The following is a 22,147-nucleotide window of genomic DNA, read 5'->3' as shown; positions in this document are numbered from 1 at the left end:
TGGTACAAGACTTACCAGAAATCAAATTGGATTTTGAAACCTTACAAAAGATAACAAGACTATGTGGATACCATCGAAACTGACTAAACCGGCACGCCTTCATAATGCAATTCTTCGCCCGCGTTTGCTGGAAAGCCTCGACCAAGCACCTTTTTATCGTCTTGTACTGTTTCGTTCTCCTGCCGGTTATGGAAAAACCACGATGGCTGCTCAGTGGTTGAACGAGCATCCTCATACTGGTTGGTTCAATATCGACGAGAGCGATAACGATACCTTCAGGTTTGCAAATTACTTACTGCAATCCATCAACAAGGCAACGAACAGCGCGTGCTTAAAAACCCAGGCAATGGCAGAGCGTCGCCAATTTGCCTGCCTGACGACCCTGTTTAGTGAACTATTTGGTGAACTTACAGATTATCACGAGCAAACCTACTTAGTTCTTGATGATTACCATGTCATCACCAACGACGACATTCATGAAGGCATGCGTTTCTTCCTTAAGCACATGCCCGACAACCTGACCCTAGTTGTAACCAGCCGTACTCAGCCCCCTCTCGGAACCGCGAATCTTCGTGTTCGTGATCTTCTCATTGAGGTCGATAACCAGTTACTGGCTTTCGATCAGGAAGAGACCGAACGATTTTTCCATAAGCGTATTGCAGAAGACGTAGAAAGTACCGTTCTTAATTCCTTGCGAGAGCAAGTAGAAGGCTGGCCATCAGCATTACAATTAATCGCACTTCACGCCCAGCAAACGCCAAATAACCTGGCGGAATCGGCTCTTTCAATGGCCAATTTCAACCGTGGCCATTTATGGGATTACCTGGCAGAAGAAGTCTTCGATCAGCTAGATCGAGACATACAGCAATTCTTACTGCAATGCTCTGTACTTGATATGTTCAATGCAGAACTCGTTACGGATCTAACAGGCCGTAATGATGCTTTAGCCTTACTGGAATCACTCAACCGTTTTGGTCTGTTCCTCAATACCCTGGAAGGTGCTGATAACTGGTACCGTTTCCATAATCTTTTTGCCGAATTCTTGCGTCACCAGCGTTATTCGCAGATACCTCAACAGCGTTCAGAATTGCACACTTGTGCTGCCAAAGCCTGGTTGAAGCAAAACCGCCCACAACAAGCATTAGTCCATGCCTTAAAAAGTGAAAATGAAGATCTCACCATAGAGATCCTCACCAATCATGGCTGGGGTATGTTCCACCATGGCGAATTAAAGCTGCTGGAAGATTCCATTGCTGCATTAAGTAAAGACAAACTGTTCAGCACACCTCGCCTGACTTTATTACGTGCGTGGCTTGCACAAAGTCAGCATCGTTACAACGATGTGGGCGAACTAATTGCAGAATCTGAAGCCGAAATGCATCAGCGTGATCTGGTATTAGATGATGCACTTCAGGGTGAGTTCAATGCGCTTCGCGCTCAGGTAGCGATCAATCAAAGTAAGCCAGAAGATGCCTTGATATTGTCAGAACAAGCATTGGGGCAATTACCATCGACGACTTACCGAAGCCGTATTGTTGCCACTTCTGTCGTGGGCGAAGTACATCACTGTTTAGGCAATCTGAGCCGGGCGTTACCTATGATGCAGCAAACTGAGAAAATGGCACGTCAGTACCATGTTTATCATCAGGCGCTGTGGGCGTTGCTGCAGCAAAGTGAAATTCTGGTTGCTCAAGGTTATGTGCAGTCTGCATTCGAATTACTCGATCAGGCATACAAACTGGTAAAAGAGCAACATTTACAACAAGTGCCGCTGCATGAGTTTCTTCTCCGCCTGCGTGCGCAAATTCTATGGTGCTGGAACCGACTGGATGAAGCTGAAGAGTGTGCACATAAGAGCTTAGAAGTACTTGCGCCATTCGATGAAACAAAATCATTACATGCCTACTCTATGCTGGCAAAAATAGCGATAACCCGCGGCGAATTAGACAAGGCGGCTCGTTATTTAGAGCTCTGTAACAGCCTGATGAAACGCTCGGTTTACCACATTGACTGGAAAGCCAATGCCGATTTAGCTAACTTGCTTTACTGGCAGGCCAAGGGCGAAACTGACAAAATCGCTGACTGGCTTAAACAGGCTGAGCGTCCAGAGGGAGCCTGTAACCACTTCCAGCAACTTCAATGGCGTAACATTGCCCGTGCAAGCCTGATAGTAAATAATCTTGATCAAGCACAAGAAGTATTATCCATGCTTCAGGAAGGTAGTGAAGAGCATAACCTCGTCACAGACAGAAACCGAAACCTTATACTGGAATCTGTGCTCTGCAAAATGCAGGGGCAGCGAGAAAAAGCGCTTAACCACCTGAAAGAAGCGTTAATTCTGACTAACAGTACGGGCATGATCGGAAATTTCTTGTGTGATGCAAATGAAATCTGCGATTTGCTTCAGGAACTGGTTGAAACAAAACAACTGGGTGAACTGGAACTTCATCGTGCACAACAATTACTGCGCGAGATGACCAGTAAAGAACGTACACGCTCAGTACATTTCGATGAGAATTTTGTTGAAAAACTGCTGAACTTGCCAAATATTCCGGAATTGATCAGAACCAGTCCGCTGACACAACGAGAATGGCAGGTACTGGGGCTGATTTATGCCGGTTACAGTAACGAGCAAATTGCATCGGAGTTAGATGTGGCTTCCACCACGATCAAAACTCATATCCGTAATTTGTACCAGAAACTGAATATTGCGAATCGGCAACAAGCAATAGAAACTGCAGAAAACTTATTGAAACTAATGGGCTTTTGATGGCATAACTAATTGAATAACCACACAAGGAAAACAGGTTAAGGATAACCTATGATCGAATGGAGTCGAGGTCGCATCTGGTATCAGGACATGCCGCTCAAGGTGAGTGGCATACCTGTCGGCGGTCGCATGACTATTATTCGATTAGATAACGATAAATTACTGATACATTCCCCGGTTGAGCTAACTACCCAGCTTCAGCTTGAATTAACCAAGCTCGGTCAGATACAAGCCGTTGTGACACCAAATATGAGCCACCACTTATTTCTGTCTGAGTGGTGGCTTGCCTACCCTGAAGCCTATTTTTTTGCTCCTCCAGGATTACAAAACAAACGAACAGATCTGGTATTTGATGATGCGCTCAGCGCAAATACACCGGAACTTTGGCGTCACCAGTTATTACAAACATTGGTACGCGGCAGCGATAAAATGGAAGAAGTTGTTTTTTGCGATCCTCAATCTAAAACCCTGATCGTCGGTGACACATTAGCATGGATGGCTGACAGCCATAATATACTCACAATTGGCCTGGCAATACTTAACGGCTGCTACCAAAAGCCTGCCATGCCTTATTACTGGCGGCTGTCTTTCACTGACAAAACCCGTCTTCGTCAATCGCTGCAAGAAATTCTGACCTGGCCTTTTGACCGCATTATTCTGGCCCATGGCAAAGTAATACCTGAAGGTGGAAAAGAAATATTCTACAACGCTTTTCACTGGGCATTGCAAGGTGACATAAACGTGTCTTAGTCTCAGCATCATAAAATTTCACACCCTAATCGCAAGCTTATCAATCACCTCTGATACCAATCAGGCACACTTTCGTATGATGTAAGTCAAAATACACATCTAAATGAAGCGTATATTTGATCTTAAAGCAAAGCCAAATTGCCAGTTCATCACCACATGACATGAAATCGCATAACAATTGCAATTATATTAAGTAATACCAATCGTGATAACAGTTCATGCAGCGGGAATAATGCGCTATTTCATGCAATTGATATAAGGAGTAACATAAATTGAATGCTGCCAAGATTTATTTTCGTGACCTTCTAGGGCTAACTCTTATTATCTTCTCGGTGTTAACAATGCTAGGTGTAATTTTTGGTTTTCTGGCACTGCTTAATAATATCAATAATGAAGATGCATTAGCCGCAACCTATCTTTACGAATCAATTCCGCTACTGCTCTGTGTGTTCCCCACGTTCATTCTAGGCAAAATTATTAACCGCCCAGCCTGGGTTAGCGCAACAGAGGAATATCATCTTCAGGCAGCAAAGAAACTGTAACTTGTGAAATATAGTAAAAACCAGTGCCGGACATGATTTACCTTTAGACGACCCAATATGGCGCCGCCGTGTTGCAAAACAGTTTTTTTAACCAACCCGCTAGTACTTCAGCACAGAAGTTTTGACGATTTAGTAACCAAACATCGTCATTCCGTAAAGTGAGGAACGAACTTATACGGAATCTAAAGATCACACGGCTAGAGCTGGATCCCGGATATCTCGTTCCTCAATTCCGGGATGACGTGTTTAGGTCCTTCAACTATTCATAATTTATGTGAAAGAGTACTAGCATCAGCCACCAAATCCTGTTTCAGTGATATTTAACGTTTTCACAGAGCCATATTTTCCGACAAATGGCGTCAACTCATTCGCCTTACCTATCATCACAAACTGCAAGTTTTTATTAGGGAAATACTTATTGACCAGCGATTGTGTTTCTTCCAGTGTTAATGCATCCACTTTGCTTTCAAAACGATTGACATAGCTATCATCAATACCGAAGACAAACATGTCTCCTAGCATGTCGGCAAGCTGCTCAGACGTTTCATAACGGGGTGGAAACTGCCCTTTCAGGTATGCTTTAGCTGAATCTAATGTCGCTTGATCCACACCTTTTTGCCACAAACGATCATAAGTCGCCAGCGCAAGATCAACCGCTTGCTCTGTCGATGCGGTCTGAGTAAACGAACTAATCGAAAATATTCCCGATTGCGACCAAGCACTAAATCCTGAATCCGCTCCATAGGTTAAACCCGAATTCACCCTCAGTTCATCATTAAGCCATGATGTAAAACGACCACCTAAAATGGTATTGATTAGCTGAATACCAATGTAATCAGGGTTACCTTTTGCAACTCCGAGTCCGCCAAACATAAAGGTCGTTTCAGTAGCATTATCTTTATTTACCACCAATACCCGGCTTTGTTCCATGACAGGTACAGCATAGTTAAGGTCAATCTGCGGTACAGGCTGAGTATTCTTCCATTCAGAAAATAGTACTTCTAACTCCAGCTTCATCAAGTTGGCATTAAAGTCTCCTACCACAGTGATAGCGGTATTCACCGGCTGGTAAAACATCCCATGGAAATTAATCAGCTGAGTCGGTGTTAATGTTGAAATAGAGTGCGGGTCACCGTCAATTGGGTTGGAGTAAGCATGCTTATCGAACACAAATTTTGAGTAATAGCCACCAATGACTTTCTTCGGGCTTTCTTTACGTTGGGCTAACAGTGCCATATTTTTCTTCTGAAATTTAGCAAACTCCTCTTTATCAAAGCTCGGCTCAATTAAAACCGATCTGATAACATCGAACATAACATCGGAATCTTTTGCTAAGAAGTCGGCTGTAATAAAGCTAGACTCCTTATTCGAACCTGAGTCAAAACCTGCGCCAATATCATCGGTGATCTGTTCAATCTGCTTCTTGTTGTATTTTTTCGTGCCCAGCAACAAACCTTCAGCTGTCATTGATGCCATACCTGAAATAGGATCATTCACCGCACCGGCCTTCACGACGGCTTTGACCGTAATCAGCGGTATATCATGTTTCTCAAGCAAGTAAACCGTCATACCATTCGACAATACCGTCTTTGTATAACTCGGAAACTTAAACAATCCTTTAGATGCCACCGCAGAGTCCTCTTCATGACCAATAAATGCTTGGTTTTGAGCACCTGCTAGACGCTCCGTGTCGGTCTTATCTTCAAAAATAAAAGGTGATTGAGCCGTCCCCGAAGATATTGAACTTGTTTCTCCCCTAATTTCAACCTGTTGTACCCTCGTCTGTGCTTGCTGATCTGTCGGTAGTGGTGCGGCCAATATTGTAGATTGTATTGAAGGTTGCCCTGCTGACTGTTCCGTTAATTGCTCTGAGGGTATTGTATTGCACGCTGCCAGTAACACCCCAGAAATAAGTATTACGGGTAGCAAGCAACGAGAACGAATTGACGCCCGAGTTGTCTGCAGTTTGGCCAATTGAGTTAATTTTATTTTCATTAGTCTCGATCCTCCTTAGCCGCTAATACACCAACCGTGCGGTTAGATTTACGAAAATAGATATGAGCAACACGCTTAATGTCATCAACCGTTATTTTCTCTAACGCCTCAGGAACGTTAAACAGTGCTTCGTAATTACCAAAAAATAGTTCATAGGTACCTATGTTACTTGATTTCCCATTTATGGTTTCCTGTTCACGGTAGAAATCCATTAATTTCATATTCTTTGCTTTGGTCAGCTCTCGCTCTGAAACACCATTAGCTATCAAATCATTAATTTGAGCAACAAACGCCTGTTCAATTTCTTCAATACCTATTCCCTCGCTGGCAACCAAATAAAAATAAAACAGGTTCGGGTCAATTGACATCGACATATGAGTATCCGCTGAAATGACCAGACCTTTATCGACCAGACTTCGTTCAAGACGGGAACTATTTCCCCAGCCTAGAATGGTTTCTAACAGAGATAAGGCGTAAAAATCCTGATGCATTGCATGCGGTACATGATATGCCACCATCATATTTGGAGTACTAACCGAGGACTTTTGAACATAAACGCGACGTTCACCTTTCTGCTCTGGCTCAATGGTAAGGACATCGCGGGGTTTAGGTTGCGCCTGTATTGGTGCAAAATATTTGTCAGCTAACTTTTTAACCTGTTCAAACTCTACCGCCCCCGAAATAACCACTATCGCATTATTCGGCGTATAGTACGTTTTATGGTATTCAATCAGATCATCGAGTTTCCAGTTCATAATATCCGATTCATGCCCGATCACTGACCAGCTGTAGGGGTGTGCGCGAAATGCTGCAGCTTTCACCTCTTCATTCAACACCCGCCAATTAGAATTTTCCAGTCCGGTTCGGCGTTCAGACATAACCACATCACGTTCACTTTCTAGTACTTCAGCATTAATATCTAAATTCGCAATACGATCCGCTTCTAATTCAAACATCGTTTCTAATGAGCTTGCCGGAAACCAGTCAGTATATGCCGTTAAATTTTCAGTGGTATAGGCATTGTTTGCACCGCCAGCCGCTTCCATCACCCGGTCAAACATCTTCGGACCATACTTTTTTGCACCATTGAACATCATGTGCTCAAAAAAATGTGAAAGCCCGGTAATGCCTGGCACTTCGTTACGAGATCCTACTTTCCAAAACAGATACATATTGGCGTTAGGGATGGTGTAATCCTCAACCACGATTATTTTCATGCCATTTTCTAAGGTGAACAATTTTACATCTTCAGCTTTCATAGCTTGTGAGGATCCTATTAAGCCAAAGAAAAAGACGAGCGCTGTGAACAAACGCTTCATATCTACTCCTTGATACTTTCTGAGTGAACAGACAATTCACCGTACTAATTAATCTTGTTTAAGTTGTTGAATTCGAACCCAACTATATAAATATAGTGATAATAAATGCATATCGCTAACTATAATTTATATTTCGCATCGAAAATAATCAGTTCCACGACACCAGCAACGAAAGTGTCACGTAGCAACTGCGCCAACGTAGAGAATGCTTAGAAAGAGCTTGAACTCAGAAAGGTTTCACCCGGCAATAACTGGTAGTAAAGCTACAGATGTGGTTAGGGAAAGAGAGGCAGTGGCTTAGCAATGTTGTAAAGATAGGTAGAAGCAGAGTGTTTCTGAGCCTTGCAATATAAACTGGACCTAGAGTTATTAATTAAAAAAGCCGCCACTATTTCAGTGACGGCCCGATGGCGCTGATAGAGGTTCTGATAGTCATTAATACCAATAGGGATAACAATCAGCGCTCAATAATATTAGCTGCTTGGAGCCGCAAATACCTGAGTCCAGTAAATGCCATATTGCGTGCTAGAGTTATTCACAAATGATGCGCCCATCTGAGTGAAATTAGCACTCATGATGTTTTTACAGTGGCCTGGACTGTTTAACCAACCCGTCATTACAGCGTTAACATCGTCCTGACCCGCAGCGATATTTTCTCCGACTGCACGCCAGCTATAACCTTGATTTGTTACGCGGTCACTTACACTTAAGCCATCTTGACCCGTGTGACTAAAGAAGTTGTAGTTAGCCATGTTGCTAGAGTGCACAAATGCAGCTTGCTCAAGATCAGCATCCCAAGTCAACGGCGCTACCGCCGGCATAAAGGTTCCACCACAGTCATATCCGGTAGCTCGTGCTGCATTAACCGCTGTCAGCATTTCTTGCTCGAAACCTTCGATTGGTGTTGGATCTGACTCCGTACCTGACCCGCCATTACCAGGATCAACCGGGCCTTGAATACTGTCATTATCCTCATCCGGGTTTGATGGTGTTCCATTGAAATCACCGGAATTTGAAATGTCGCTTCCTGAGTTAGAGACGCTGTCCTGTCCGCTGTCTGAGCCACCACCAGAACCACATCCTGAAATCAAGAACATAGAAACAAATAATAATGAGAATAATCGCATGGGTACTTCCAATTTAATCGTATTTATCTATTTAATATCAATCAATATTTTGAGTAGTAAAATACTATTCAAAATTATTTTAATGATCCGAAATTAACCCCTTAATGGAATTTTTAGCCGCTGATATAAAAGCACGGCTAATATACCCGTAATTGATTTCATGTTTCAACAAGCATCGGTCAAAAAACAGACGAATTGACAAAAGTCTGACATAGCCAGAATAAAAATAGCCTAATTAATTCGTATGGCTTTGATTCTATGGGTTTTACACAGTAGAAAGCTTATATCACAGACTGTAATCAAAACTAAAATCTACGACAAAATGCAATCAAACACATATTAACCGAAGCATAAGGTATTTCTAATCTAATAAGAATATGGCAGTTACCATTATATAATTAACGGCAATTATGACGATAATATAACAAAACAATAATACGCACATTTGATAGTTAACTGTCATTCGATATTTTCGGTCAACTAAAAATCCAGCTTATCGTTATTCATCAACTTTTCATGCTCGCCAGTATATATAGTTTCTTTTATGAAAATTACGACAAGAAGATACTTTCGTATCCTTCATCCTATTTTTTTACAATGCAGCTCTATTTTTCAACTACTATTATCTTAATAATAAAAAAGGGCAGGTATTGTCATGGAAGCACAAAACATCACATTAGCAGAAACTGATATTACTCCAGCTACTACAATTAATTATGAACAATTCAAGCTCCTGATAAGATTCCCAAACACCACCCTGTTAACTGATTTAATACAAGAACTTAAACCGTCTGAGCATGTCCTTCCACAGCATTGTTTTGATGACACTGCTCACTGCTTTTTCGATGTAATACAATCAGAATTTAAATCTGCATTTAATGTTATAAATGATATTTCAGCAAACACATTTCATGAAAAAAGGATTTTTGTTATCGATATTTTGGATGATATTAACCAATCAATTTCTAATAAACTTACAGCCTTTCACCCTGAAAAATCCCATGACGACCAATATATCAATTTCAGCATATCATCTCATTTGTTACTCGATTCTATCCTTCGTCGTTATCAAGTTATGAAGTCAAATCCTATCTCACATAGTCAATATTCCATATGGCTGAATCAACTTATTCACTTCGTAATCTGGTATCAAATCGAACAAGAAGACCAACAAGCAAGCCAATACTATACGGCTGATGCTGATACTGATACTGATACTGATACTGATACTGATACTGATAGAGAAACACATTTAAATCTGTGGGGGCAATTTGATCCAAGCGATGAGAATAATCAACACTGGCCACTTTGGCTCGTATTCGCCAATTTTCGCTATGAAGGTATTGCCACATTAACTCAATGGCTTTGCGATCAGGGTTCTCCTCAGTTATTAGGGATTTCTGCCGCAGTTAAAGCTTTTCACCATCAGATCCATCCAGAACTACGATATTTAGAGTACAGTACGACCAATAAAAACACGAAAAACAACCAACTTGTAATATACGAAAACAGTGGTGTTCTCTTTTACCAGTCTCAGCGAATCGGCCCGTGGATGGTCCTGGATGCGGCCTGTCATCACTCAGATCAAGAGATCAGATCCATCGCCATGAATCTAATCCATAATCACAAAACATACGGTAGCTGGAGGATAAAAACAAGTGAACGAAACTACCTCATAAATACCCTAATTAATCAGAACCTTTCAGAATTCATTAATGGGTTAACCAATGAAGATTTAGACAGACCATGGGGAACATTTCTGAAACTCGATAACCTGTAAAAATAGAGGCTACGCTAAATCGTCTTTAGTCACACTCACACCTTTGATTTGCGCGTAGACCTCGTCACCAACCTTCAGGTTCAACTCGTCGGCTGCCCAGAGTGTAATATTGGCCCACAAATGCGTTTCACCGACTCGCAACTTAATTTCCACCTTTTGCTCTTCCTGATCATGTTGGATCTTATCGATTCGTGCCGACAAAATATTACGAATACTGGTTTGCTGTGGTTTGGATTTCGTTAACGATACATCATTGGAATGGATACGCACCCTTATCCACTCTCCCCTTTGATGTGGCAATCGACTCACCCACAAATAGGCATTATGGCTTAGCATAACCTGGGTTAACGCATAGTGAGGATGATTGACGTTAACCCGGGCACTAATTAGTGAGCTTTGCTCTTTTGAAGGCAGCCAAGGGCGCATTTCCGGTGATCCCCAAACACTGTTGACATGCCCAGACACAACAACTTTACCTTGGTTAATCATGACCATATGATCGGCCAGACGCAATATCTCATCCAAGCTATGGGTCACATAAAGAATAGGGATATTCACTTCTTTCGCCAGTCTTTCCAGATAGGGCATAAGTTCTTGCTTGCGCGGCTGATCCAGCGAGGCTAAAGGCTCATCCATCAGCAGCATATCTGGTTTTGTCAGCAACGCCCGGCCAATCGCAACACGTTGTCTTTCACCACCAGACAAGGATGACGGATAACGCTTTAATAGATGTTTAATTCCCAGTAGCGCCACAACATCGTCAAAATGCTGCTGATCTTTATGCTGGCAACCATAGTTAAGATTCCCAATCACGGTATAATGAGGAAATAAACGAGCATCCTGAAAAACATAGCCAATACGACGCTGTTCGGGAGGTAAATATATCCTTTTCCCACTGTCGTATAATACTCGCTCTCCAAGTGCGATGTATCCTTCATCTGGCTGGCTCAACCCACTTAACACGTTAATGAGAGAGGTTTTACCTGCTCCGGAACGGCCAAATATCGAGGTGATCCCCGTCATTGGCAAGTCGAGTTTAAGATCCATCACCAGCTCACCAAGCTGCTGCTTTATATTTATTTTCAACATACTTTCTCTGCTCATGGTGCCATCTTTTGTCAACATTAAGCCTCCAAACGCTTTCGGGCAATTCGCGTTAGCCATTCAGAAACCATCAGCGACATTAGCGCTATCACAATCGCAATGACACAAAGCCGTGCGGCTTCATTCTCCGCCCCGGGCGTTTCGATAAATGAGTACATCGCTAGGGGGATGGTTTGCGTTTCTCCAGGGATATTCGACACAAAAGTAATGGTTGCGCCGAACTCGCCCAGTGCACGGGCAAAAGCCAAAATCGTACCAGTGAGAATACCAGGAAGTGTTAATGGCAATGTTATTGTAAAAAAAACCTTTAACGGGCTAGCGCCCAGCGTACGCGCCGCCTGCTCTAATTTTCGATCAACACTTTCCAGTGCCAGACGAATAGACCGCACCATTAACGGGAATGAAACAAGGGCAACCGCCAGTGCTGCACCACGCCAGCTAAAGCTGAATGTCAGCCCAAACCATTCATATAACCACTTCCCCACGAAACCCTGACGTCCCATTGCTAGCAACAACAAATAACCAATAACGACCGGTGGTAACACTAACGGAAGATGCACTAAGCCATCAAGAAGTGACTTACCAACAAACTGACATCGAGCTAACAACCAAGCGCAAAAAATGCCAAGTGGCAGGCTAAAAATCACGGCCACACTTGCGATTTTCAGACTAAGCATCAACGCCTGTAACTCATATTCAGTTAACACTATTGATATACCCCAAAACCGTATTTTGAAAAGACCGCTATCGCTTGCTCTGATTGTAAGAACTGATAGAAGTCTTTAACCTCTGGCCGTGACTTCTCTTTAACAATTGCCACAGGGTATTCAATCGGTTGATGACTGTTCGCCGGTATATCTGCTATCAGCTTTACCTGCTTAGAAATTAAAGCATCCGTTTTATAGACCAGGCCAAGCATTGCTTCTCCTCTTTCCACCAGAACTAATGCTGAACGAACATTATTGGCCCTTGCTAACAGAGGCTCTGCTTGTTGCCACAATCCTAATGTTTGTAATGATTCTTTGGCATAACGTCCGGCAGGAACATGCGCCGGGTCACCGACCGCTAGACGTGTCCCTTGAAGGGCCTGACTGAGATCCCAACTGGCTGTCACTTCAATCTTGTCATCGGAATAATACTTAGGCGCAACCCATACCAGTGAGTTCGTTAACAGCGATTGGCGTGTTTCAGGCTCCATCACTTGCTGCTGGAACACATAATCCATCCATTTATTGTTCGCTGAGAGATAGATATCCGCCGGTGCACCTTGCGCAATTTGCCTTGCCAGGGTTGAAGAAGAAGCAAAAGACAACCTCGTGCGAATACCTGTTTTGTCTCTATACAACTCTGCCACTTCGGTAATCGCATTAGTCAGAGAAGAAGCTGCAAAAACAGTGATTTTTTCAGCAGCATAAGAAGGCGCTATCGATATCACCAGGCAGGTCGCTGAAACAAGAGCTCTTTTTGAAACCAGACGACTAGCTGAAACGACGAACGAGACAAACTTCTTAACCGTTCCCATCACTTTATCCTCACCACCAAAATATCGATATATAGTAAAGTATATATCGACACATGAAAATGATTAACGACTCTCTATTTATGTAGATAAAAGGGCAATAAACCGGAAATCGATACAAAATACCGGAAGGACTTCTAGACATCTCACGACACAGCAAGAATAAGTTTGTCATTTAAAACAAGAACTTATAAAAAACTCCTTGCGATAATTTCGGAAGAGCAAGGAATACTATTGCTCTAATGGCGCTAACCTGTTGGTATAAGGGAATTTTCTAGATTTGTGATGTTAACCGATCGGATTACATCTTCACGTGATATTAGTTAGCAGAGACATGTATACATAGCTCGCTTGCGGGAAGTGTGCGAAGTAATCTACCTTGAAACGGGACATAAATGAGTTAGAGTTAATGGCCTAATGATGCCCTTTGCCATAAGCAAAAGTATTTCACATCGAGCAGTATTTACCTCAGCTACCGACTTTGTAATACACACTAAAACGCTTGCTAACGGGAAGGAGTGCGCATCTTTAATTCCACATATCCAGATCAATAAATGCAGAAACGACGGCTAGCTATGCAGTTCATAATCAGCCTGTCTAAGACGCTTAAGGATAGGAACGAGTTAGTGTTTTTGACCTAAATATCACTCTTTAGATAAGAAAAATATGGTACAAGCTCTTCACCTTGAAATCGTGGACTATTAGTTCCTAATTTTCTATGGCCCACTAGATGTTTGATGAAGTGCCTTAGAAGGTAATAGATGGTAGGCCTCAACAAAATCAAGGCATTCATCAAGGTAGCGGAGTGGTAAGTATGATGCACTGCTGAGGTGGCTGGCGAAGTATGACGGGGGATTGGCTTGTGGGGGAGAGGTCAACCTTATTAATCACACGATGAGAACAACCCCAGCAAAAAGCAAGGGTTGTTCTTATTGGTAGAACAGCTAACACTGTGCTGATTATTTACTACGCCTGTTGGTGGCTTTCTGTTAAAGCGACCTCAACAGCTTCTGGCACTTTCTGCTCTTCTTCGGCTTCAAGCGCAAGTTTATGCATGGCCTGAATTTCCATCACATTAAGATGTGAGTAGTCTTCACGCATATAGCCAACTGTTTGATATAACATATAAGAGGTTAATAGCAGAATCGGCAATGCAAAGATTAGAATTGCTGATTGCATTGACTGCACCGGAGCATTAACAGTAATAAAGATGGTTGGCAGCGCGACGATAACCAAGCACCAGAATATTTTCAAATAGGTTGATGGGTTATTCTTTTCATCCAATTTCTTCTGCGTATTACAAGCAACGGTAAATACAGAACCATCCAGGGTAGTAACCAGCAACAAGAATGTGGAAATAATGAATACAACCAGTATTACTGAAGATAGCGGTAATGTATCAAGTGCTTTAACAATGGCTTCACTCGCCTGGCCATCTGACACCATCTGACTAATATCGACCTTTCCATCAAGTTGCGTCTTCATCATGAACGAACCCACAATCGAGAAGAGTGCTGCAATACCTGCTGTACCACCACCAATCATGCAAACAACAACTTCACGAATGGTTCGGCCTTTTGAGACCTTAGTAACAAACACACACATTAGCGGGATGAAGATCATCCAATATGCCCAGAAGTAAGCAGTCCAAGACTGAGGGAATTTAGCTTGATTGATAGCATCCGTATACAGACTCATCTTAATGAAGTTCTGCGCCCAGATTGCAATTGATGAGCTAGTGTTTTCAAGAATAAATTGAGTAGGGCCAAAAATTAGAATGTACAGAGCTAAAGCAACGACAAAGTAGGTACCATTATTACTGATTTTTTGCATGCCTTTCTCAATGCCAAAGAAAGAACTTGCAATCAATAACGCTGCAACAATAGCAATCATTGATAATTTAAGAAGTAAGGTATTTGCAATACCAAAAAGCAATGATACCGCAGCCGAAATAATTGGCACACCAAGAGACAGTACGATGATTAATCCAAATATAAGCGCAATTGGATACATCACATCAATAACACGACCAACAATTTTGGCTGTTGCTTGGTTTTTGATCATCGGCATAACAACGTCACTGATCTTCAATGAGCGATTCTTTCTGATATAAAAAGAGTACATAACTGGAATTGCTGTAATAGCATAGATAGCCCAGGCAATGATCCCCCAGTGATGCAGGCTGTAGGTAACCGCCCATTCAGCCGCTGTTACAGAACCAGCTTCAATAGCGAATGGTGGTGTCTTGATGTAATAAGACCATTCTAAGAATGCCCAATACACAGTGCCTGAACCTACACCAGCCAGTGCCATCATTGCAATATAGGAAAATGTAGAAAACTCTGGTTTCTCATTCCCCATACGAATATGGCCATATTTACTAAATACAAAAAAAGCGGCAAGAATAACAAGTCCGAAAGCATACCAAAGAATGGGAGTTCCAAAGTTATATGCAATAAGGGTAAATATATCGCCAGCAATTTTTATTGCTTGATCAGGGTTGGTTAAAAAGAAAACGGATATCATTGATACAATAACTAAGGAGCTTATAATACTAAACTTATCAAAGTTACTTCTTTCTGTCGTACTCTTCATCTTGATGTGTCCCTTTAGGATGAAATCACTTCCATATTGTCTCAGAGGTAAGATATGGAAGTGATAAATTCCATTACAAATTAAGATATATTTATTATTCGAAGATATAATGACCAATAGCGTTTTCGCGGATAATATCCCAATCCATTTCAACACCTAGGCCTGGTTTTTCTGGTGCGTGCACATACCCTTCCTTATCAGTGCGAATTACGTTCTTCGCTCCTAGCTCAAAGTTCTCATACGGGTAGGCTTGCTCAAAGAAACGGCAGTTATTGTGAGCCAGTGCGACATGTAGGTTTGCTGCCTGGGTAATGGTGTAGCCCCAGCTCTGGATCTCCAAATTTTTGCCATGAGCTTCAGCAAGAGCAAAGCACTTGTTCAGTGGCGTAATACCACCACAGACGGTAGCGTCTTGGCGAACGTCTGACCACATGTTGTTGGCCAGTGCATAAGCCACTTCTTGAAGGGTCAGCAGGCAGTTACCATGACTTGAAATTTCAAGGTTGGTCTCTTTGACTAAGCGCTTATAAGTGTTGTAATCGTAATCAGATACCGGCGCTTCGAACCAAGCCCAGCCATACTCATCCAGCAACTTGGCCATATTCAATGCCTCTTGCTGGTTGTAGAAAGTTGCCGTATCCAGCATTAAGGCAATGCCAGAATCTTTATAGCGCTCCTGCACCGCTTTAACTAGCTTAAGATCTTTTTTATACACGCAGTAGCAGTGAAGCTTGATGGCTTTAAAACCGTGATCAATACAGCCATCAATAAATGGGAAGTACTCTTCAACCGTGTCGAACATTGGAGTAGAGGCATAAGACAGCATTTTGTTACGCGCTCCACCCAGCATCATGTATAACGGCATGCCCGCTTTTTTGCCTTTAATATCCCAGGCTGCAATATCAATCGGAGATTTAGCAATCAGACCGCCCCATGAACAGCGGTTCATCAGCCAACTGTTGATCTCCTCTGTCATCAGGGCATTTTTACCAATCAGGCCCGGTACTATGGTACGCATCGCTTCTAAAATGCAGCGATCGTAGTCGTTTTCGGTATAGCTGATGGTGGCACCCACACCTTCCAAGCCATCTTCAGTGATCAGGCGAACAATGTTGTTGGTATAGAGTAGCGGCTCCTGATTATCTGCCCAAGGCAGGCTTTCTGCGTTGCGGTCGGCAACTGCGTAAATCTCAACTCGTTTAATGATGGACTCTTTCATGACCTTTCCTTAATTATAATTTGCTGCCATTGGTAATCATTACTTTGCGAACCTCATGCACAGAGATATCGCGAATTCGTTTATCCTCATCGATGGCCTTCACTGCCGCGATACCGGCTGCGTGTCCGTACTCGAAGCACTGAGCTGTAACACGAGCGGAAGCTAGCGCTTCGTGTTCTGCGCTGAGGCACCGACCGGCAACAATGATGTTCTCACCTACAACTGGGACTAATGTGTTGAACGGTACGTCATAATAGTCATCAATCAACCAGTGCAATTTAGGTTTGTCGCCTGAGTGCAACTCAATTGGCCAGGGTGTGCGACAGATACCATCTTCTCGTTTGCGGCAGTTCACGACATCGTCATTGGTAAGTGTTTCTACACCCACGATTGAGCGGGTTTGGCGAATGCCTACCTCAACGCCGGTATCCACCACATAGCTGTTTTCGCACCCTGGTACATAGTTGTTAAGGAACTTGGCGTAGTCACGGACTTGGCGGCGGCCAAAGATTTCTGCTTCGGTAAAATCTTTCGGATCAATGACGTTTAACATGCGACCATCCTGTCCCGCCAAGCGTGTCGCGTTCACCATCAATTCACCCGGTCGAGTGGTCGGGAAGATCCAGATCTTGTGACGGGGCAGGTCATACTTGGCACTTTGGTTAGCTGCCAGAATATTTTCAGTGACTTTAGGCGGGCAGATGGTGTCATCACCGTAATACCCAAGATATTTGTCCATATCGACACCTGCAATACGGAAGAACATGGTCGGGTTTTGGATACGACCGTTATCACCGAAGTAATGATCCATCCCTGCACGGGCGATAACAGCAGCATCGCCAGAGGCATCCACAATCATCTTGGAAAGGATCACGCTTTGACCTGCGTTAGATTCGATCACTACGCCATGGAAAGCATCGCCATCCATGATCACGCCAGTGACGGCAGTATGGAATAAGGTAGTAACACCGGCCTGCTCTAAGAAATCATCAGCGATTTCACGCCACACCAGAGGATCATGGGTCACAGTGAAGGTTTTGCCATAGCGCTGAGGCCCAGTTACGCCACCTTTGTCGGCAAGCGCCTGGCGGAAACGTTCGGTAAAGCCAAATACGACCTGCTCTGGCTGAGCATTTGGATCGTCACTTGCCATGTACATTCCGCAGATAGTACCTGATAGCCCAGCCACTGCCGCGCCACCACAGAAGCCGTATTTCTCTATTAGCCAAGTGTTCTTACCCATGCGACCAGCTGTTTCCGCTGCTGCCACACCTGCTGCACCGCCACCAATGATCAGGACGTCGACTTCAGCCAAGATCGGCAGATCCGGTACGGCTTCAAAACGGTGAACAATTTCCCAATCTTTCATTATTACCTCGCTAATAGACTACTGATGTACACCTGATATATCAGCTGTGTGTTTTTAATATATTCCTGATTCTTGTGTGATACAATTGCAAATGTTCTTATCGTGAGATCGCTCACTAAAATATTACCTGAGGGAATAAGATAAAAATGACTATGGGTTCAGTGAATAAGACAGATGTTGCATACAATCAATTAGAGCGCATGATTATTTTTCGCGAGCTGGAGCCTGGGAGTATGGTGAGTGAAAAGCAGCTGGCTGAAAGCTTAGATCTGGGAAGAACACCGGTAAGAGAGGCGCTGCAAAGGTTGTCTTATGAAAGGATGGCAGAAATTCATCCGCGTCGCGGGATTCAAATTCCCGCGATTTCTGTAGAAAGCCAGTTAAAAATCTTAGAAGTGCGCCGGGATATCGAAGCGCTTTGTGTCAGCTATGCCGCATCTCGTGCGACGGTACAAGAAAAACAGCAAATGCTCGAACTGGCGTCAAGCCTGGAAGAATGTGCAAAAAATAAAGATGATCTTACTTATGCAGCGCTTCTAAAGCAGATCCATAATTTGTTGGTAAAGGCGGCAAACAATGAATATCTCCAGCTTGCGATGGCACCACTGCAAGGCCTGTCACGCCGGTTTTGGTTTGCCTACAAAAATGATACGTCGGATCTAACTGAAGCTTCATCCTTACATGCTGCGGTACTAAGAGCGGTGAGCCACACTGATGCAGAAGAAGCGGTGGCAGCATCACACCGGCTGAATGACTACTTGACCGATATGGCTTACCGAAGCCTTACTGCCAGAAAATAGTTATCTATAAATCCGCAATAAAGGCGGATTTTTTCATGGCTCATCTACATTGAGTCATAAGATAGATACGATCTTATACTGTTACTGCGTCACTCGGTATGGGGCATGAGTCAGTCAGGGTTCCTCTCCTTCGACTGCATAACCATTCATGTAGACCGTTTGGACTAAAAACACCGATTTTGCACGCGACTAGGAGCTTTCGAGCGTTCTACCCAATCAAATAACGGATTAGCTCAGATATGGTCAAATCAGGTTAACAGGTTATGAGTGAGCTTTTGCACTAACAAACTTTGGGGCAGATCCGTGTCAGCCGCAAATTCGCTAACGCCGAAGTACAAAGTATAAGCTCTGGATTGCTAATTATCCTAAAGCGACTCAACTAAACCGCTTTCTGGCATGAGCTACTTCGATTTTGACTTTACCAACAAAGCAAGAGGAATTGCCAAGGGGCCTATAATTGCAGCAATAATCACCCAGTGCATTGGTTTTAATCCACGTTTCTTCGCTATATAGTGGCATACCATCATGCTGATAATCGTGACCGCAAAAAGAACATAAGCCATTACTATCACCTCCATAGCGACTTTTCACATAACTTTATACAGTTATAAATTTAGCAGAATCCTTTCTTTGCGCGGAGCTGGGAGAAACCGTGCATCGGCAGTGTGCGGTTTGCCATAAGGAAAAGTCGGGCAAACTTCTAACGAGGAAGCCCACCGTTTTGTTGCGCAAAATTGCTTTGGGGCAGAAATGATTCAGCCTAGTAAGGCGGCGCGCAACTCTTTCTGTTGGACCTCAATCTCTGATCTGGGACATCACCACTCAGGTCTCTCAGTATATCCCAGGAATCAACCGATAGCGCACGCGTCGTGCATAGTCTCGATAGCCCGGCAACTCTTCCTGTAAAGTCTGGTCTTCAAGTACGGTTCTAATCACCGCGATGATTGATGCCACCGCCGCAGGAATCAGTGTCCATACCGAGCTCAGAGCAAGAACAATACCGAACAGTGCAAGAATATTTCCGGCATAACCCGGATGCCGCACAAACCGGTATGGGCCACTGTCACACACCACATGCCCTCGATCCGTCTGAATGCGCACCACGCTGGAGAAAAAGCGGTTCTCTGCCAATGCCCATGCAGCGAAAGCGTATCCGAGCGAGATCAAAATGAAGCCAATTCCGATGAGCCATAGCGCAAATTCGGAGGACCAGTTATAGCGGTGGTCCAGCCCTGCCACAATGACCATAGGAAACCCGACACTCACCGCCATCAGTGGAGCAAGCACTCTGTCCCAGGCTTTTGCGTTTTTGATATTTTCAATATTTTGTCTTTCGGCTGTTAATCCGGGATGTCGTTGTTCCGCCCACATGCGCCCACCAATACCAGCGGCCAAGATCAGCATGGAAAATAGCCACGCCTGCCACCAGCCGAGGTCCCCACCGCATATAAATAAAATCAGCGGGATTAAGAGATACACCACAACTAATCTGATCCACTGGCGTGGGGATACTGTTTGGGCTGCCTCTTCATTAACCGTCTTTGCTGACATGTCATTCCCCAAAATAAAATGGATTTGAGTGTGTGCCTAACGCTCCGCTCAGGCGTCACCAGCCAGAGCGGGATTGACCTGCACCCAACTTTCTAGCCCACTGATAGGTTAGAGCTTTAATCAACTAAATACATAATGAAGCATTAGATAATTTAGGACAATTAACAGACAAGTCCATTGTAGGGAGCTATTACTCTAAATTGATAAGGGGCAGAAGCGACTCAGCGTTATCGTGCTAGTAATGCATGACCATTCATTTTTGCTTAATGGAAAAAAGCGCCGCTCTTGCAAGCTTATGGGAGAAATGCGAGCTGTCGCTTGCAGCTTGACATAACCAGCAACAGGATATCAATGTGTTAGAAAGCGATTCGCACCATAAGTTGACATAAAATTGAACCGAACGATGACATAAAGTACCGCTGACTCCATGTTGCCCATTTAGTGATGTTGTAAATTTACAAACCTGACCATCGAGGGCATGGGCTCACTAAAAACCGTTTCAACCCAAACCGGACGTCCACAAACTTGCTCGCTTTTTTGCCCATAAAGCCGTGATCAATATTGGTTACCTACAACAATGAGTGGCATAGTGAATGGTTGTTCAATCATGTATGTCTACAAGTTTACTGAGTTTTATTGATAAATGGTTTCCACCATGCATCACGGCCACCTACCTGCCCATAAATGACGACCTCTCCAATTTTAGGTGTAAGGTAATTGATATCTGCTTGATTAGCTGCTCTCAAAAACCGCTCGATCGGTTCATGCCAAGCGAACAGTGCAAGATCAAATGTGCCCCAGCCGCTAGGCACCATCAGTTGCCCCCTTACGGCCAAGTGTGCATTGACAGCCTGTTCGGGGGTGTAATGGACCTCCTTCCAACCTTTCTGTTCACCATAGGCTCCTATACCCAAGTAACCTCAAGATGCTCGTTTCAGCGAGAATTTCCAGGCGCTAAGGTCAGGCGCTGATTTGCTGATATAGTCGCTCTACATCAAAAATCAGCAACGCAACATTAGTACCTGGAAAACTCGCCCTTCGGGAGTGATCCAGCCAGCCCACTTCTGTGTCAAATGCACTCGAAAGGACCTGTCATTCCTTCGCACATTTTCCTTGAATTGAACTGGCTGGTATCACTCTGAATCCTGCATCTTGAGGTAACTTGGGTATATATCAAAGAAGGTCATATTGAAAGGTCCTAGTCGTTTCCCTATCTCGTAGAGCCCTTTATGCCAACCAGAGTCTCCACTAAGGTATAAGTTATGTTTCTGCCCTTGAATACCATAGGAGACCCAAAGCGTTTTGTTTTTATCGAACATTCCTCGCTCGGAAGTGTGTTTGGCAGGCGCTGCGGTAATGGTTAAACCATCAATGGATTTTATCTTCCACCAATCAAGGAGATCTGCATAAGGAGAAAAACAATAAGGAAGATGTTATTCATTACTAGTCACTTTCTTGATTGCACTTTTTATCTCGGTTACAGAGCTAACGTCGGCAATAACCGGCAAGCCGTAGTGGCGTTTGAATTGTGCAAGTTGATTGCCCTTGTTAGGGCCGAATTATTCGCTGCCACATACTTCATAACACTGCCAGCGGTTAATTTAAATGTTGGCGATATATCCATTCCGGTACTTTTAAGCCCTTTGGCAGTCCATTGATTACACGTATTCATTAAATGGTAATCACCAACCCCTTTATAAAATTGAC

General features: G+C 43.5%; 18 protein-coding genes and 1 pseudogene. 5 read left to right on the top strand and 14 right to left on the bottom strand.

The features are described 5' to 3' along the window. Window positions 1-61: 61 nt before the first annotated feature. The 3 genes from malT (at window position 62) to L4D76_RS23380 (ending at window position 4,062) form a co-directional block, all read left to right on the top strand. Entirely contained in the window at window positions 62-2,770 is a 2,709-nt protein-coding gene (malT, locus tag L4D76_RS23390; protein ID WP_428443274.1) for an HTH-type transcriptional regulator MalT, read from the top strand. 51 nt (window positions 2,771-2,821) lie between these two features. After that, a complete protein-coding gene (locus tag L4D76_RS23385; protein WP_428443273.1) occupies window positions 2,822-3,520 on the top strand; it encodes a DUF4336 domain-containing protein in 699 nt (232 codons plus the stop codon). 341 nt (window positions 3,521-3,861) lie between these two features. Next, entirely contained in the window at window positions 3,862-4,062 is a 201-nt protein-coding gene (locus L4D76_RS23380) for a D-fructose-6-phosphate amidotransferase (RefSeq protein WP_428443272.1), read from the top strand. Between the two features lie 291 nt (window positions 4,063-4,353). On the opposite strand, the gene L4D76_RS23375 is transcribed toward L4D76_RS23380, so the two are convergent. From L4D76_RS23375 to L4D76_RS23365, 3 genes are all read right to left on the bottom strand, one after another. Further along, a complete protein-coding gene (locus L4D76_RS23375) occupies window positions 4,354-6,057 on the bottom strand; it encodes a M16 family metallopeptidase (RefSeq protein WP_428443271.1) in 1,704 nt (567 codons plus the stop codon). Beyond that, entirely contained in the window at window positions 6,057-7,376 is a 1,320-nt protein-coding gene (locus tag L4D76_RS23370) for a M16 family metallopeptidase (protein WP_428443270.1), read from the bottom strand. The genes L4D76_RS23375 and L4D76_RS23370 overlap by 1 nt, the downstream gene beginning before the upstream one ends. Window positions 7,377-7,849: 473 nt before the next feature. Further along, window positions 7,850-8,503 (bottom strand): CAP domain-containing protein, encoded by a 654-nt coding sequence (locus L4D76_RS23365; RefSeq protein ID WP_428443269.1) that lies wholly within the window; start codon window positions 8,501-8,503, stop codon window positions 7,850-7,852. A 655-nt stretch (window positions 8,504-9,158) separates the two neighbouring features. Between L4D76_RS23365 and L4D76_RS23360 the strand changes: the two genes are divergently transcribed. After that, window positions 9,159-10,283 (top strand): hypothetical protein, encoded by a 1,125-nt coding sequence (locus L4D76_RS23360; RefSeq protein WP_428443268.1) that lies wholly within the window; start codon window positions 9,159-9,161, stop codon window positions 10,281-10,283. 9 nt (window positions 10,284-10,292) lie between these two features. On the opposite strand, the gene modC is transcribed toward L4D76_RS23360, so the two are convergent. The 6 genes from modC to L4D76_RS23330 form a co-directional block, all read right to left on the bottom strand. Next, on the bottom strand, window positions 10,293-11,372 hold the full coding sequence (gene modC / locus L4D76_RS23355; protein ID WP_428443289.1) for a molybdenum ABC transporter ATP-binding protein ModC: 1,080 nt from the start codon (window positions 11,370-11,372) through the stop codon (window positions 10,293-10,295). A 35-nt stretch (window positions 11,373-11,407) separates the two neighbouring features. Continuing rightward, the gene (gene modB / locus L4D76_RS23350; RefSeq protein WP_428443267.1) at window positions 11,408-12,094 is read right to left on the bottom strand and encodes a molybdate ABC transporter permease subunit; all 687 of its coding nucleotides are present in this window, start codon (window positions 12,092-12,094) and stop codon (window positions 11,408-11,410) included. After that, complete coding sequence (gene modA, locus L4D76_RS23345) at window positions 12,094-12,909, bottom strand: molybdate ABC transporter substrate-binding protein (RefSeq protein ID WP_428443266.1); 816 nt, start codon at window positions 12,907-12,909, stop codon at window positions 12,094-12,096. Before modA ends, modB begins: the two co-directional genes overlap by 1 nt. A gap of 963 nt (window positions 12,910-13,872) precedes the next feature. Then, window positions 13,873-15,657, bottom strand: coding sequence for a BCCT family transporter (locus L4D76_RS23340; protein ID WP_428443265.1), 1,785 nt, complete (start codon window positions 15,655-15,657; stop codon window positions 13,873-13,875). Then, window positions 15,596-16,720, bottom strand: coding sequence for a mandelate racemase/muconate lactonizing enzyme family protein (locus L4D76_RS23335; RefSeq protein WP_428443264.1), 1,125 nt, complete (start codon window positions 16,718-16,720; stop codon window positions 15,596-15,598). The genes L4D76_RS23340 and L4D76_RS23335 overlap by 62 nt, the downstream gene beginning before the upstream one ends. Before the next feature lie 13 nt (window positions 16,721-16,733). Continuing rightward, window positions 16,734-18,089, bottom strand: coding sequence for an FAD-dependent oxidoreductase (locus tag L4D76_RS23330; RefSeq protein ID WP_428443263.1), 1,356 nt, complete (start codon window positions 18,087-18,089; stop codon window positions 16,734-16,736). Between the two features lie 146 nt (window positions 18,090-18,235). Here L4D76_RS23330 and L4D76_RS23325 point away from each other — a divergent pair, with 146 nt between their 5' ends. Beyond that, entirely contained in the window at window positions 18,236-18,889 is a 654-nt protein-coding gene (locus L4D76_RS23325) for a GntR family transcriptional regulator (RefSeq protein ID WP_428443262.1), read from the top strand. Between the two features lie 401 nt (window positions 18,890-19,290). On the opposite strand, the gene L4D76_RS23320 is transcribed toward L4D76_RS23325, so the two are convergent. The 5 genes and pseudogenes from L4D76_RS23320 to L4D76_RS23300 form a co-directional block, all read right to left on the bottom strand. Then, a complete protein-coding gene (locus L4D76_RS23320; RefSeq protein WP_170107620.1) occupies window positions 19,291-19,452 on the bottom strand; it encodes a hypothetical protein in 162 nt (53 codons plus the stop codon). A gap of 268 nt (window positions 19,453-19,720) precedes the next feature. After that, window positions 19,721-20,440: a methyltransferase family protein gene (locus L4D76_RS23315; RefSeq protein WP_428443261.1), complete on the bottom strand. Its 720-nt coding sequence runs from the start codon at window positions 20,438-20,440 to the stop codon at window positions 19,721-19,723. A gap of 623 nt (window positions 20,441-21,063) precedes the next feature. Continuing rightward, a complete protein-coding gene (locus L4D76_RS23310; RefSeq protein WP_428443260.1) occupies window positions 21,064-21,354 on the bottom strand; it encodes a hypothetical protein in 291 nt (96 codons plus the stop codon). Between the two features lie 219 nt (window positions 21,355-21,573). Beyond that, window positions 21,574-21,825, bottom strand: a pseudogene (locus L4D76_RS23305) (MBL fold metallo-hydrolase); the annotation flags it as partial. Window positions 21,826-21,917: 92 nt separating this feature from the next. Then, on the bottom strand, window positions 21,918-22,147 hold a 230-nt coding region (locus L4D76_RS23300), incomplete at its 5' end, for a DUF2459 domain-containing protein (protein WP_428443259.1).

The organism is Photobacterium sagamiensis (assembly GCF_050337085.1).
GTDB lineage: Bacteria > Pseudomonadota > Gammaproteobacteria > Enterobacterales > Vibrionaceae > Photobacterium > Photobacterium sagamiensis.
This window is presented reverse-complemented; position numbering and strand designations above follow the sequence as displayed.

What these genes read in the sequence shown, in the direction of transcription:
- modA (WP_428443266.1), bottom strand. Translation starts at nt 12,909, where the DNA reads ATGGGAACGGTTAAGAAGTTTGTCTCGTTCGTCGTTTCAGCTAGTCGT.
- modC (WP_428443289.1), bottom strand. Translation starts at nt 11,372, where the DNA reads ATGTTGAAAATAAATATAAAGCAGCAGCTTGGTGAGCTGGTGATGGAT.
- malT (WP_428443274.1), top strand. Translation starts at nt 62, where the DNA reads ATGTGGATACCATCGAAACTGACTAAACCGGCACGCCTTCATAATGCA.
- L4D76_RS23325 (WP_428443262.1), top strand. Translation starts at nt 18,236, where the DNA reads ATGACTATGGGTTCAGTGAATAAGACAGATGTTGCATACAATCAATTA.
- L4D76_RS23330 (WP_428443263.1), bottom strand. Translation starts at nt 18,089, where the DNA reads ATGAAAGATTGGGAAATTGTTCACCGTTTTGAAGCCGTACCGGATCTG.
- L4D76_RS23380 (WP_428443272.1), top strand. Translation starts at nt 3,862, where the DNA reads ATGCTAGGTGTAATTTTTGGTTTTCTGGCACTGCTTAATAATATCAAT.
- L4D76_RS23360 (WP_428443268.1), top strand. Translation starts at nt 9,159, where the DNA reads ATGGAAGCACAAAACATCACATTAGCAGAAACTGATATTACTCCAGCT.
- L4D76_RS23335 (WP_428443264.1), bottom strand. Translation starts at nt 16,720, where the DNA reads ATGAAAGAGTCCATCATTAAACGAGTTGAGATTTACGCAGTTGCCGAC.
- L4D76_RS23375 (WP_428443271.1), bottom strand. Translation starts at nt 6,057, where the DNA reads ATGAAAATAAAATTAACTCAATTGGCCAAACTGCAGACAACTCGGGCG.
- L4D76_RS23385 (WP_428443273.1), top strand. Translation starts at nt 2,822, where the DNA reads ATGATCGAATGGAGTCGAGGTCGCATCTGGTATCAGGACATGCCGCTC.
- L4D76_RS23370 (WP_428443270.1), bottom strand. Translation starts at nt 7,376, where the DNA reads ATGAAGCGTTTGTTCACAGCGCTCGTCTTTTTCTTTGGCTTAATAGGA.
- L4D76_RS23320 (WP_170107620.1), bottom strand. Translation starts at nt 19,452, where the DNA reads ATGGCTTATGTTCTTTTTGCGGTCACGATTATCAGCATGATGGTATGC.
- L4D76_RS23365 (WP_428443269.1), bottom strand. Translation starts at nt 8,503, where the DNA reads ATGCGATTATTCTCATTATTATTTGTTTCTATGTTCTTGATTTCAGGA.
- L4D76_RS23315 (WP_428443261.1), bottom strand. Translation starts at nt 20,440, where the DNA reads ATGTCAGCAAAGACGGTTAATGAAGAGGCAGCCCAAACAGTATCCCCA.